Consider the following 12431-nt stretch of genomic DNA (forward strand, 5'->3'; position numbering starts at 1 on the left):
CCTCCTCCACCACTCGGACGGCACTCCGGACCCACTCGGCCGGGAACGAGCCCGATTCTCGCAGTCGAATGTGACAACCGTGTGATCGGATCCGGCGCACGCTCAGCCCGCGGACGCCTCCCGCAGGCCGCCGGCCACGCGGCGGTGGGCCCGGGTCAGCGACACGACCGTCAGCAGGAGGATCAGGTCAAGGAGGGCCACGGAGACCAGCGGCGGCAGCCAGACGGCGGCGAAGGCCGCCGGGACGCAGGCCGCGCCCGCCAGCAGACGTTCGGTCCAGGCGCCGCGCGCCGTGGCGCGGAAGAACCAGGCCGTGGCCGCCAGGTACAGGGCGAGGCCACCGAAGAGCAGCAGCGCCAGGGCGACCGAGCCGTGGCCCAGCGGATGCGCGACGACCAGCTCGCTGCCCACCGCCATCGCCACCAGCGCGGCCAGCACCACATACGCGCTGTTCACGCCCATCCGGACCGAGCGCAGCGGGTTGTCCGTGGTGGCGACGGCCGTACGGAACACGTCCTCGCCGCCGCCGAAGTACACCGACCACAGGCAGACCAGTGCGGTGAAGACACCGGCCCCCGCGAGAACGGTCGACCATTCCACCGGGGCGTCGGCCAGCGCCCGCCCGGCCGTCAGCACGGTCTCGCCCAGAACGATGATGAAGAACAGACGCAGCCGCTCCACCATGTGGTCCGCGTCGAAGCCCAGCTGACGGCTGCCCAGCACCCGGCCCGGCAGCGGATGCGCCAGCCAGGTCCCGGTCACGTCGATCAGCGCGGCCGCCGCCCACCACCACAGCCGGGGCCCGGACCCGACGCACGCCCCGACGATCCACAGCGGGGCCGCCACCGTGATCCACACCAAGGTCCGCCGGAAGTGCTCGCGCAGCCCCTCGCTGTGTCCGGCCGTCGCCGTCACCCCGGCCACGAAGAACAGGATCACCAGCAGCGGCACCATGAACGCCCACGCCCGGTCCGCGAACGCGGCCGGGATCGCCGCGTTCATGTAGAGCCCGAGCCCCATGACGATCAGCACCATCCACCGGGTGACCGCGCGGTCGATGTCGAGCAGCGTCGCCACCATACTGGTGTACGCCCAGGTCCCGAAGACCCCCACCAGCAGCACCGCCGTCTGTGCCGCCCCCCGCCAGGTGAGGTGCTCCAGCAGATGGTGGGAGAGCTGTGAGACCGCGAAGGCGAAGACGAGGTCGTAGAACAGCTCCAGCGGGGAGACCTCCCGCCGCAGCCGCAGCGACTCGGACACGCTCATCACTCTTTTCTCCTTGATTCGTTCTTCGCGCTTCACGGTGCCGGTGATCCCGGTGGTGTGCCGGTTCCGGCCGGTCACCAGGCATTTCCGCAAGAATGGCACGGCGCCCGGCCACAGCCGCGAAGCCCGCCCCGTCCGACCGCCCGACCCCGCGTCCCGCGCCCCGCGCTGCCACACTGGAGACATGAGCGGCGTCAGCGGCGACCCGAAGGAGCTCGGCACCTTTCTGCGGGCCCGGCGGGCCGAGCTGGACCCGGCGCAGGTGGGGCTGCCCGACACCGGTACCCCGCGCCGGGTGGCGGGACTGCGCCGCGAGGAGGTCGCCCGGCTGGCGTCGATCAGCACCGACTACTACACGCGGGTCGAGCAGGGCCGGATGCGGGCCTCGGCGCCCGTCCTCGACGCGCTCGCCCGTGCCCTGCGGCTCAGCGGTGACCAGCGGGCCTATCTGTTCGGGCTGGCCGGTCGGAGGCCGTTCGACCCGCCCCCGGGACCGGGCCGCGCCGTCACCCCGCACACCCGCAGACTGCTGGACCAGCTGACCGCGTCACCGGCTCTGGTCCTGTCCGGCACCATGGACGTGCTCGCGTGGAACCGGCTCGCCGCCGCCCTGCTCACCGACTTCGGCCGGCACCCCGAGCGCGACCGCAACTACGTCTGGCTGCTGTTCTCCGACCCCGAGATGCGCGCCCGCTACGACGACTGGCGCGCCGGGGCCCGCTCCTGCGTGGCGTATCTGCGGCTGCACACCGCGCGCCGCCCCGACGACCCCCGGCTGCGCGCGCTGCTGGCCCGGATGTCCGTCTACAGCGACTTCCAGCGCTGGTGGCAGGCGCGCGAGGTCGCCGTCCAGGGCACCGGGAGCAAGGTGTTCCGCCACCCCGTGGCCGGCATCCTCGTCCTCGACTGGGACACGCTGACCAGCTCCAACGCGCCCGACCAGCACATCATCGTCTGGACGGCCCGGCCGGGCAGCTCCTCCGAGGAGGCCCTGCGGCGCCTCGCCCAGTCCCCGGCCGCGCGCCGCGCCTGACCGTCGCCCCGTCCTCACCCGTCTTGCCATTTCTTTGACGAGTCGTCAAAGAGGCTTTACCGACAGAGGTTTGAGGATCACCAGCGTGTTACGGGCACTTTGCGAGCCCTAGGGAAAACCCTCGGTTGCCCTCGTCATGGATGACATGTCCTGGTCAGCGGTGCCATTCTCGCCCCGTACGCACATCCTTCCCACGCTCTTCACGCTTCACCTCTCGTCGCACAGCACGGTCCCGCACAGCTCAGCTCGCCCGGGCAGCACACCCGTCTGCCCGGTCTGTCACCGGCCGCGCCCCCGGCGGCCGCAGCAGGAGGAGTACGAGTGAGACGCCTTCCCCACGGACGCCTTTCCCGCAGAGGCGCCACGGTCGGAGCCGCCCTGGTCTCCACCGCGGCCTTCCTGGCCGTCGGCATCCAGGCGAACCCCGCGGCAGCCCGGCCCGCCGCCCCCCACCCCAGTCCGCTGCGCACCGGCGCTCTGGAGGCCAAGCTCAGTCCGGCCCAGCACGCCGCGCTCCTCGAGAGCGCCAAGGGCCGCACGACCGAGACCGCCCGCACCCTCGGCCTCGGCGCCAAGGAGAAGCTGGTCGTCCGGGACGTCGTCAAGGACAACGACGGTACCGTGCACACCCGTTACGAGCGGACCTACGACGGACTGCCGGTCCTCGGCGGCGACCTCGTGGTGCACACCCCGCCCGCCTCCCTGGCGGCGAACACCGTGAGCACCACGTTCAACAACAAGCGGACCATCGCGGTCGCCTCCACCACCGCGACCGTCACCAAGTCCGCCGCGCAGTCCACGGCGCTCAAGACCGCCAAGGCCCTGAAGGCGGACAAGCCCGCCGCCGACAGCGCGCGCAAGGTGATCTGGGCCGGTTCCGGCACTCCGACGCTCGCCTGGGAGTCCGTGATCACCGGCTTCCAGGACGACGGCACGCCGAGCAAGCTGCACGTCGTCACCGACGCCACCTCCGGCAAGGAGCTGTACCGATACCAGGCGATCCAGACCGGTATCGGCAACACCCAGTACAGCGGCCAGGTCACGCTGACCACCGCGCAGTCGGGCTCCAACTACACCCTCACCGACAGCACGCGCGGCGGCCACAAGACGTACAACCTCAACCACGGCACCTCCGGCACCGGCACCCTGTTCTCCCAGACCAACGACACCTGGGGCAACGGCACCACGTCCAACGCGGCCACGGCCGGCGCGGACGCGGCCTACGGCGCCCAGGAGACCTGGGACTTCTACAAGAACACGTTCGGCCGCAGCGGCATCAAGAACGACGGTGTCGGCGCCTACTCGCGCGCGCACTACGGCAACGCGTACGTGAACGCGTTCTGGGACGACTCCTGCTTCTGCATGACCTACGGCGACGGCTCGGGCAACAACGACCCGCTGACCTCGCTGGACGTCGCGGGCCACGAGATGAGCCACGGCGTCACCTCCAACACCGCCGGGCTCAACTACACCGGCGAGTCGGGCGGGTTGAACGAGGCCACCTCCGACATCTTCGGCACCGGTGTGGAGTTCTACGCGAACAACACCACCGACCCCGGTGACTACCTCATCGGCGAGAAGATCGACATCAACGGCGACGGCACCCCGCTGCGCTACATGGACAAGCCCAGCAAGGACGGCGCGTCCAAGGACAGTTGGTCCTCCAGCCTCGGCGGCCTGGACGTGCACTACTCCTCGGGCCCGGCGAACCACTTCTTCTACCTGCTCAGCGAGGGCAGCGGCACCAAGGTCATCAACGGTGTCACCTACAACAGCCCGACCTCCGACGGCGTTGCCGTCACCGGGATCGGCCGCGCCAAGGCGCTCCAGATCTGGTACAAGGCGCTGACGACGTACATGACGTCCAGCACCAACTACGCCGCTGCCCGCACCGCCGCCCTGAACGCGGCCACCGCGCTCTACGGCGCCAACTCGGCCGAGTACGCGGCCGTCGGCAACGCCTTCGCCGGGATCAACGTCGGCGGCCACATCAACCCGCCGGCGGACGGGGTGACCGTCACGAACCCGGGCAGCCAGTCCGCCACCGTGGGCACCGCGGTCAGCCTCCAGATACAGGCGAGCAGCACCAACAGCGGCGCGCTCAGCTACAGCGCCTCGGGGCTGCCGGCCGGGCTGTCCATCAACAGCTCCACTGGTCTGATCTCCGGCACGCCCACCACCGCGGGCACCTCCAGCACCACGGTCACGGTCACCGACTCGGCGGGCAAGACCGGCACGGCCGCCTTCTCCTGGACGGTCAGCGCCACCGGCGGCGGCTGCTCCGCGACCCAGCTCCTGGCCAACCCCGGCTTCGAGTCGGGCAACACGGGCTGGACGGCGAGCAGCGGCGTCATCACCACCGACAGCGGCCAGGCCAGCCACGGCGGTTCGTACAAGGCGTGGCTCGACGGCTACGGCTCCTCGCACACCGACACGCTGTCCCAGTCGGTGACGATCCCCTCGGGCTGCAAGGCGACGCTCACCTTCTGGCTGCACATCGACTCGGCGGAGACCACCACCAGCACGCAGTACGACAAGCTCACGCTGACCGCCGGTTCGACCACGCTGGCCACGTACTCGAACCTCAACAAGGCCACGGGGTACACCCAGAAGACCTTCGACCTGTCCTCGCTGGCGGGCCAGACGGTCGCCCTGAAGTTCAACGGGGTCGAGGACTCCTCGCTCCAGACCAGCTTCGTGGTGGACGACACCGCCCTCACGACGAGCTGACCCCCGCACACCGCGACGCGGCCCCCGTGCACGGAACTTCCGTGCACGGGGGCCGCGTCGTGTGCGGGTCGGGTGCGCTCAGCTCAGCGGGTCGAGCGTGAGGTACGCCGTCTGCGGGTTGCCGTCGTTGACCAGCGACTCGTGGTTGCCGACGTCGTCGAACGCGAAGGCGTACGCCTTGCCGTCGGCCATCTGCGCGTGAATGGCCTTGGCGTACTGGTTCGTCACCCCGTCCTGGTAGAAGCCGGCGTCCGAGGAGTCCGGCTGGTTGGGGTTGGTGAGCAGGGTGGAGCGGTTGTAACCGGCGCACAGAGTACGGGAGATGGGGCCCCGCACCTGGTCGTTGGGCGCGTCCAGCAGGTTGTGGCAGCCGAAGATGCTGCCCGCGTCCGGCTTCTGGAAGCTGGTCACGACCGCGCCGGAGGAATTGGTGAAGTTCATGACGTTGCCCGAAACCCGCCCGAAGTACTTGGTGTTGGGCTGGTCCGTGAACGGCGTGACGGTCAGGGTCTGCGAGGAGTACTTCTGCCAGACCCGGTTGACGTAGTCGTCCATCACGTTGGAGGGCAGCGCCCCGGTCTCCACGCCGTACAGCGGGGAGAGCGCGCGCAGTACGGTGCCGTCCGAGCGGGTCTGGACCAGGCCGGACCAGCCCGACTTGCCGCGCAGCGTGTTCAACACGTTCGTGTAGCCACCGGACTTGAGGTGGCCCGTGTTGACGGTCGACCCGTCGCCGCGCTTCACCCCGACCGCGTACGGCGCCGAGAACATGTCGACCTGCGTGCTGTTGAGCCACAGGCCGCCGTCGTTGAGCGTGTACTCGGACCAGCTGAACAGGGTGTCGCGGTTGGGGTCCGAGGGGTTCTGCACGGCCGGCTGGACCAGACCGCCGGTGGTGAGCCGGAAGTCCAGCTTCTTGCCGTAGGAGAAGTAGATCCGGCCGGAGAACTTCGGTATCCGGATCGTGGTGGTCTGGCCGGGGCCGGGCCCGGCGATCGACGCGTCGGGCGCGGGGGTCGGCGGGTTGCCGCCCGCGGGCCAGGCGTGGAAGCCACCGTTCGCGTCGGCCCAGCCCTGCCGTCCCGAGGACAGCTGGGTGCCCAGGTCGTAGATGTAGACCTGGTCACCCCGGCCCGAGTTGTTGGTGATCTGGAGCGGGATCGTGTCCGGCACCGCCGCACTGGCGTGCTCCGGCACCGAGAACACGACCACCCCGCCGACCATGGCGGCCACGGCCGCCGCGCTTGTCGCGAACCGCGGGATTCTTCGAGTCAACTCTCCACCTCCGTGTGGGGATCGGGGCGGAACGGAAATTGGTCCGTACCTGCATGAGAGCGCTCTCAGAGTGCGGGCGGAAGGGGGGACTGTCAATTACTCCGGCCGGACACGTTCCGTGATCATGTGCTCGTCGTCCCACTCGGGTACCGTCACGCCGCCGCTCTCCCAGTCCCGCCGGAGAACCGCGTACCCGACCGCGTCGTGGACCGAGCCGCCGGTGCCGGGCCACGCGTCGCGGTAGTGCGCCTCCTTGACGTACCCGCACCGCTGGAAGGCGCGCCGCATCGCCGCGTTGTCCTGCCGGGTGGTGCCCTCGATCCGCCGGACGCGCGGGCACTCCTCGAACAGATACCGTGTGAGCCAGGTCAGGGCGGTGCCGCCGATGCCTGTGGCGCGCCACCGGGACCGGACGCGCAGATCGAACAGGGGGGTGTCGTCGGCCAGATCCATCAGGCGGATCAGTCCCGCCGTGCTGTCGCCCGCCATGATCCAGAAGGCCCGGTTCTCCTCGCCGTCGTACCTGCCCGCGGAGATCCACCGCCGGACCTCGTCCCCGTCGGGCGCGGCCGAGGCGTGGAACGGCCAGGTGTCGCCGGTGAGGAAGTCCACGAGGGCGTCGGCCTCGGAGGGGGCGAAGCGGCGGAAGGTGAGGTCCATCGCAGCACCTTAGGGAGCGCGCGGGTGTGGCCGGTATCGAATTGTTCGCCGGGTGACGCCGCTTCAGAACGTGCGGTGCAGCAGGTCCAGCAGGGCCCGCCAGTGGCGTTCGTCCGCCTTCGCGTCGCGCTCCGCCTGATCCGGCTTCAGCGAGCCGACCAGCGGGCCGAGCCACCGCCGGATGGACGGGTCGGCGCCCGGGTCGATGTACTCCGGCAGCTTCACGACCGGGGCCGGGCCCGAGCGGTAGAACACGTTCGGCACCAGGACCGTGTACCCCTAGGGGGTGTCTCCCCGAGCTTCGCGGGCCCGCGACTCCCCCAGCCTCCGGCCGGGAGGTGCCCCCAGGCACGGCACCTCGCCGCACGGCCGAATCGCCCAAGTACGTCCAGTACGAGGGCGACTCGACCGCACGCCGAGGCACCGCACCAGACTCCGCGGGCTGATCCACGAAGCCCGGGGAGACACCCCCTAGGCGGCCGGCCGGTCCGCGATCTCCCGCAGCCGGGGCCGCCGCCCCACGTGCCCGGCCCGGCGCCTCACTCGAACAGCGACGCGTCCCCCGCGCCCCGGCGCACGATCTCCGGTTCCCCGCCGGAGAAGTCCACCACCGTGGTCGGCTCCGTGCCGCACTCCCCGGAGTCCACCACCGCGTCCACCACATGGTCGAGCCGGTCCTTGATCTCCCAGCCCTGCGTCGGCGGCTCCTCCTCGTCCGGCAGCAGCAGCGTGCTGGACACCAGCGGCTCGCCCAGCTCCGCAAGGAGTGCCTGCGTCACCACATGGTCCGGGATGCGCACGCCCACCGTCCGCTTCTTCGGATGCAGCAGCTTGCGCGGCACCTCGGGGGTGGCGGGCAGGATGAAGGTGTAACTCCCGGGCGTCGCCGCCTTGATCGCACGGAACACGTCGTTGTCGATCCGCACGAACTGCCCGAGCTGCGCGAAGTCCCGGCACATCAGCGTGAAATGGTGCCGGTCGTCCAGCTGACGGATGGAACGGATGCGCTCCATGCCGTCCTTGCTGCCCAGTTGGCAGCCCAGCGCGTAACAGGAGTCCGTGGGATACGCGATCAGCGCCCCCGACCGCACCGCGTCGGCGATCTGCGCGATGGCGCGCGGCTGCGGGTTCTCGGGATGCACGTCGTAGTACTTCGCCATCCGCCGAGCTTATGCCGTCCCCGTGTTCCGCGGGCGCACCCCGCCCGCGCGGTCCCGGCCGCGCCGTGTTCTGCGGCACACACAGGCGTCGTTCGCCCCCTCTTCGGGTAACGTCCACCGACGAAACCCGAGGTCAGCACCGATATGAGGAGCGCAGCGACGTGGCCGCCCGAGCAGCCGACGGCCCCCGGGAGCCGTACGGCCCCGACGCCCCCTGGGCGGAGCAACTGCTCGACCAGCTCCGCCCCGCCGTCCGCGACCCGCGCCGCGTCGTCGCCTGGCTCGCCCGGAGCGTCCACGCCTCGGTGAGCCTCCAGGACGAGCGCGGCACCGTCCTCGCGGGCGACCCCCTGCCGCTCGACCCCGGGCTCGTCGGCCGCGTCGCCCGGGGCGGTCTCTCCTCGGCCGCGCTGGAGGAGGGCGGCCGCCACATCCGGCTCACCACGACCACCGGCGCCGCCCTGGCCGTCGCCCGCACGGAGCGCTTCGACCGGCGCGCCGCCGACATCGTCCACCGCACCGCCACCGTTCTGGCCCTTCTGCTGCGCGAGGCCGAACTCGCCGACGCCGGACGCCGGTTGCGCCGCGCCTCGGCCGACCTGCGCCTGGCGATCCTGCAACTGCTGATGGTCGAGGAGGTCGTCTCCGCCCGCCGTGTCGCCGCCGGACTCTGGCCCGGACTGCTCGAACAGGACACCGCCCGCGTCTACGTCGTCGAGGCGTCCCCCGCCGAACGCGACGCCCTCGCCGAGGGCTGCGCCGAGGCCACCGAGGGCGGCGCGCTCGTCGTGCGCTGCCCCGCCATGGACGGCCACGTCATCGTCGTCAGCCCCGCGCCCGCCGCCGGACAGCGGCTGCGTGCCCTCCTCGGCGACCGCCCCGGCGTCTACCTCGGCGGCAGCACCCGTCAGCGCCTCGCCCGCACCGCCACCGCCTACGGCCAGGCCGTCAGCGCCCTCGCCGTCGCCCGCCACCGACCCGACCGCAGCGCCGTCTACGCCGAACGCACCCACCCCGAGCGGCTGTTGGACCCCATTGCCCTGCGCTCCTGGTCCGCCGCACTGCTTCGCCCGCTCGACACGCTGCCCCACCACATACGCGCCGAACTCCTCGCCACCACCCGGCTCGGCCTCGACTTCACCGCCGTCAACGCGGCCAAGGTGCTCGGCGTCAGCCGCAACACCGTCCGCGCCCGCATGGACCGCGTCGCCGCCCTGCTCGGCACCGACCTGACCGACCTCACCGCCCGCGCCGCCGTGCGCCTCGCCCTCGTCACCGAGGCCACGCACGGCCCGTACGACCCCGCCGCCGCACGGCCCCGCACGCCCGCCGGACTCGGCGGACTGCTCGGCTCGCCCTCGCTGCGCGACTGGGCCGACACCCTGCTCGGCCGCCTCGACGACGACGGCCGGGACCTGCGCGGCACCCTGCGCGCCTGGATCGCCGCCGGGGCCAACGCCGAACGCGCCGCCCGCGAACGGGGCGTCCACGCGCAGACCGTGCGCGAGCACGTCCGGGCCGCCGAACCCGTCCTGGAACGGCAGTTGCTGGCCGGCGGCACCGATCTGTACGAGGTGGTCCTCGCCCATCTGGCCTGCGGCGACCTCCAGTTGCCCCCGCACTGCGGTTCGAACGGGGATCAAGCGGACGCGGCTGTGCACAGGTGAGTGATTCCGGCCCCGGACCGGGCACGGACGCGATGGTCACCGGTGCGCGTCGCGCGTAGATTCGACGGTCGGCGGGGCACCACCGGGGCGGGGGACCGGTCGTGCCCCGCCCTCTTCTTCCCGTCCGGCTTTTTCCCGCCCGGGTTTCCGGTCGCTCAGTGCGCCGCGGGCTGCGCGGGCAGGTCGAAGACGTGCCCGGGGGAGATGATCCGCGTGATCGCCTCGCCGAACAGGGTGCTCGGCTCCTGGCCGTCGTGGTCGATGTCGGTGTTGAGCAGCACCACCAGCGTGGTCCGCGCCGAGGGCAGATAGACGGTCAGCGACTCGTACCCCGGCAGCGAACCGTTGTGCCCGATCCAGCCGCGTACGTCGAAGATGCCGAGCCCGTACCCCGCGCCCGGCACTCCCGTCGGCGGGGTCACCAGGCGCTGGCGCTGCGTGGACGCGTCGATCATCCGCCTGCCGTCGGGGAGTTCACCGGTCGCCACCGTGGGCGCCCACACGCGCAGATCGTCCAGCGTCGAGACCATCGCGCCCGCCGCCCAGCCCCAGGACGGGTTCCAGCCCGCCGTCTCCTCGACCTTCCCGTCGGCCGTCTGGTTCGTGTACCCCTGCGGATGCGGCTTCGGGAACTGGGCGCCGGACGGGAACGACGTACGGTTCATCCCGGCCGGGTCCAGGATGTGCTCCTGGATGTAGTCCCCGAGCTGCTGCCCGCTCCGCTGCTCCACGACCAGTCCGAGCAGGATCAGATTGGTGTTGGAGTAGTCGAACTTCTTCCCCGGCTGGAAGAGCACCGGGTGCTTGAAGGAGTAGTCCAGCAGCTCGCGCGGGGTGAAGGAGCGCTGCGGATCGGAGGTCAGCGCCTTGAAGAAGTCCGGGTCGTCCGAGTAGTTGTACAACCCGCTGCGCATTCCGGCCAGTTGCCGCAGGCTGATCCTGTCGCCGTTCGGGACGCCGCCGATGTACTTCGCGATCGGGTCGTCCAGCGAGACCTTTCCCTGGTCCACCAGCTGGAGCAGCGCGGTCACCGTGAAGGTCTTGGTCTCGCTGCCGATCCGCGTGTACAGGTCCGGGGCCATCCGGCGCCCGTCGCCCTTGTCGGCCACCCCGAAGGAGCGGACGTAACCGCCCTGGTCCGGCGTCCAGATGCCGACCGTCACGCCCGGCACATCCGCCTCGTCCATCACCTTGCGCACGGCACTGTCCAACTGGTCCGCGACCTCGGGAGTCAACTCGCGCACACCGCTGTCCGAGGGGGAGGGACTGGGCGCGGCGGCCGGTGCCGACACGGGAGCAACGGCTCCCGCCGGAGCGGCGGCGAGCGGAAGGGCGAGCGCCACGGCGGCCAGAGCGGCGGCGGCTCCCCGGCGCGGACGTACGGGCGAACGGGGCATGGGCTGCCTCCAAGCACGTGAGACGCGACCGTGCGGTGGGCGAGACGTCGACGACCCGGAACCCCCAGCATAGGAGCGCTCACCCGGCCGCGCCCGTCGGCACCGGCGCCAGCACCAGCACCGTGGCGTCGTCACGCACCTCGTACCCGAGCCGTCGTACGTCCGTCCACACCGCGCTCGGCAGCTCGGGCGCGCCGTGCCAGGACAGCGCGGCCATCCGCTCGGGCAGCGGATAGAAGGCGCCGTCGGCGTTGCGCGCCTCCCACAGCCCGTCGGAGGCGATCAGCAGCCGGTCGCCGGGCCGGAGGTCCACCGTCACCTCCTTCGGCGGATCGACCCCGACCAGACCGATGCCCAGCGGCGGCCCCGGCGTCACGGTCGTCTCCCAGGCGCGGCCCGAGCGCAGCAGCACCGGGGGCGGATGCCCGCACGCCACCACCCGCACCGACCGCATGTCGGCAGAGAACTCCAGCAGCACGGCCGTCGCGAACAGCTCCGCGTGCCGCACCCCGGCCGAGTCCACCGTGAGCCTGCGGTCCATCCGCGCGGCCACCGCCTCCAGGTCCGGCTGGTCCAGCGTCGCCTCGCGGAACGCGCCGAGCAGCGCCACCACCGTGGCGACCGCCTCCAGGCCGTGTCCCCGTACGTCCCCCATCACCGCGCGCACCCCGAACGGGCCGTCGCGCACGTCGTAGAAGTCCCCGCCCACCAGCGTCCCGCCCTGCGCGGCCCGCGAGAAACCCGCGCACGCGACCGTGCCGACCCGCTCCGGCAGCTCCGGCAGTACGGCCCGTTGCACCGCCTCGCCGATCGCGCGCTCGGTGCCGAGCTGGGCGTCGCGGTGGCTGCGCACGTAGGAGACGAACACACTCAGCAGGGCGACGAACACGATGGTGAGCAGATCGGTGTCGCCGGGCCGGTTCAGATGGGTCACCGGCAGGAGCAGTGCCATCACCACGAGGACACCCAGCAGGGCGGTCGCCAGCGGCCCGTACGACAGCACCGCGAGCGGCGGGATCGCGCCGAGCAGGAAACCCAGATCCTCCGCATGCGAGGTCACGAGCGTGGCCAGGGACACCGCGACCAGCAGCAGCACCGGGAGCACCCGCACCCAGCGCGGCGGCGGCGCACCCCGCAGCCAGCCGCGACGTTCCCGGCTCCGGCGCCCTGACCGGCCGCGCAACGATCTCACACGGCCACGCTACGCCGGGGCCGCCACCGGGGCCTTTTCCGCACACCCGGC

At 71.7% G+C, this 12431-nt stretch carries 9 protein-coding genes and 1 pseudogene; 3 read left to right on the forward strand and 7 right to left on the reverse strand.

Annotated elements, in window-relative coordinates; all coding sequences use genetic code 11:
- Positions 1 to 102: 102 nt before the first annotated feature.
- On the reverse strand, positions 103 to 1266 hold the full coding sequence (locus tag AB0E91_RS27860; RefSeq protein WP_361787516.1) for a low temperature requirement protein A: 1164 nt from the start codon (positions 1264 to 1266) through the stop codon (positions 103 to 105).
- Between the two features lie 184 nt (positions 1267 to 1450).
- On the opposite strand from AB0E91_RS27860, the gene AB0E91_RS27865 reads away from it, so the two are divergent.
- Positions 1451 to 2299 carry a helix-turn-helix transcriptional regulator gene (locus tag AB0E91_RS27865; protein ID WP_361787518.1) on the forward strand — a complete coding sequence of 283 codons (849 nt, stop codon included), beginning with the start codon at positions 1451 to 1453 and terminating at the stop codon, positions 2297 to 2299.
- 321 nt (positions 2300 to 2620) lie between these two features.
- A complete protein-coding gene (locus AB0E91_RS27870) occupies positions 2621 to 5029 on the forward strand; it encodes a M4 family metallopeptidase (RefSeq protein WP_361787520.1) in 2409 nt (802 codons plus the stop codon).
- 78 nt (positions 5030 to 5107) lie between these two features.
- Here the strand turns inward: AB0E91_RS27870 and AB0E91_RS27875 are convergent, their stop codons facing one another.
- From AB0E91_RS27875 to AB0E91_RS27890, 4 genes and pseudogenes are all read right to left on the reverse strand, one after another.
- Positions 5108 to 6253, reverse strand: a complete 1146-nt coding sequence (locus AB0E91_RS27875; protein ID WP_361110076.1) for a glycoside hydrolase family 64 protein — start codon at positions 6251 to 6253, stop codon at positions 5108 to 5110.
- 147 nt (positions 6254 to 6400) lie between these two features.
- The gene (locus tag AB0E91_RS27880) at positions 6401 to 6964 is read right to left on the reverse strand and encodes a GNAT family N-acetyltransferase (protein ID WP_361787522.1); all 564 of its coding nucleotides are present in this window, start codon (positions 6962 to 6964) and stop codon (positions 6401 to 6403) included.
- Positions 6965 to 7078: 114 nt separating this feature from the next.
- Positions 7079 to 7243, reverse strand: a pseudogene (locus tag AB0E91_RS27885) (dienelactone hydrolase family protein); the annotation flags it as partial.
- Between the two features lie 260 nt (positions 7244 to 7503).
- Complete coding sequence (locus tag AB0E91_RS27890) at positions 7504 to 8124, reverse strand: L-threonylcarbamoyladenylate synthase (protein ID WP_161181126.1); 621 nt, start codon at positions 8122 to 8124, stop codon at positions 7504 to 7506.
- 161 nt (positions 8125 to 8285) lie between these two features.
- Between AB0E91_RS27890 and AB0E91_RS27895 the strand changes: the two genes are divergently transcribed.
- On the forward strand, positions 8286 to 9791 hold the full coding sequence (locus AB0E91_RS27895; protein WP_361787524.1) for a helix-turn-helix domain-containing protein: 1506 nt from the start codon (positions 8286 to 8288) through the stop codon (positions 9789 to 9791).
- A 155-nt stretch (positions 9792 to 9946) separates the two neighbouring features.
- On the opposite strand, the gene AB0E91_RS27900 is transcribed toward AB0E91_RS27895, so the two are convergent.
- Both AB0E91_RS27900 and AB0E91_RS27905 read right to left on the reverse strand, forming a co-directional pair.
- On the reverse strand, positions 9947 to 11188 hold the full coding sequence (locus AB0E91_RS27900; RefSeq protein WP_361787526.1) for a serine hydrolase domain-containing protein: 1242 nt from the start codon (positions 11186 to 11188) through the stop codon (positions 9947 to 9949).
- A 79-nt stretch (positions 11189 to 11267) separates the two neighbouring features.
- Entirely contained in the window at positions 11268 to 12380 is a 1113-nt protein-coding gene (locus AB0E91_RS27905) for a PP2C family protein-serine/threonine phosphatase (RefSeq protein ID WP_361787528.1), read from the reverse strand.
- Positions 12381 to 12431: the final 51 nt, after the last annotated feature.

The organism is Streptomyces sp. NPDC026659 (genome assembly GCF_040638245.1).
GTDB lineage: Bacteria > Actinomycetota > Actinomycetes > Streptomycetales > Streptomycetaceae > Streptomyces.

Excerpts from the sequence above, each read along its gene's own strand:
- AB0E91_RS27860 (WP_361787516.1), bottom strand. The coding sequence starts at position 1,266 with ATGAGCGTGTCCGAGTCGCTGCGGCTGCGGCGGGAGGTCTCCCCGCTG.
- AB0E91_RS27880 (WP_361787522.1), bottom strand. The coding sequence starts at position 6,964 with ATGGACCTCACCTTCCGCCGCTTCGCCCCCTCCGAGGCCGACGCCCTC.
- AB0E91_RS27890 (WP_161181126.1), bottom strand. The coding sequence starts at position 8,124 with ATGGCGAAGTACTACGACGTGCATCCCGAGAACCCGCAGCCGCGCGCC.
- AB0E91_RS27900 (WP_361787526.1), bottom strand. The coding sequence starts at position 11,188 with ATGCCCCGTTCGCCCGTACGTCCGCGCCGGGGAGCCGCCGCCGCTCTG.
- AB0E91_RS27865 (WP_361787518.1), top strand. The coding sequence starts at position 1,451 with ATGAGCGGCGTCAGCGGCGACCCGAAGGAGCTCGGCACCTTTCTGCGG.
- AB0E91_RS27875 (WP_361110076.1), bottom strand. The coding sequence starts at position 6,253 with ATGGTCGGCGGGGTGGTCGTGTTCTCGGTGCCGGAGCACGCCAGTGCG.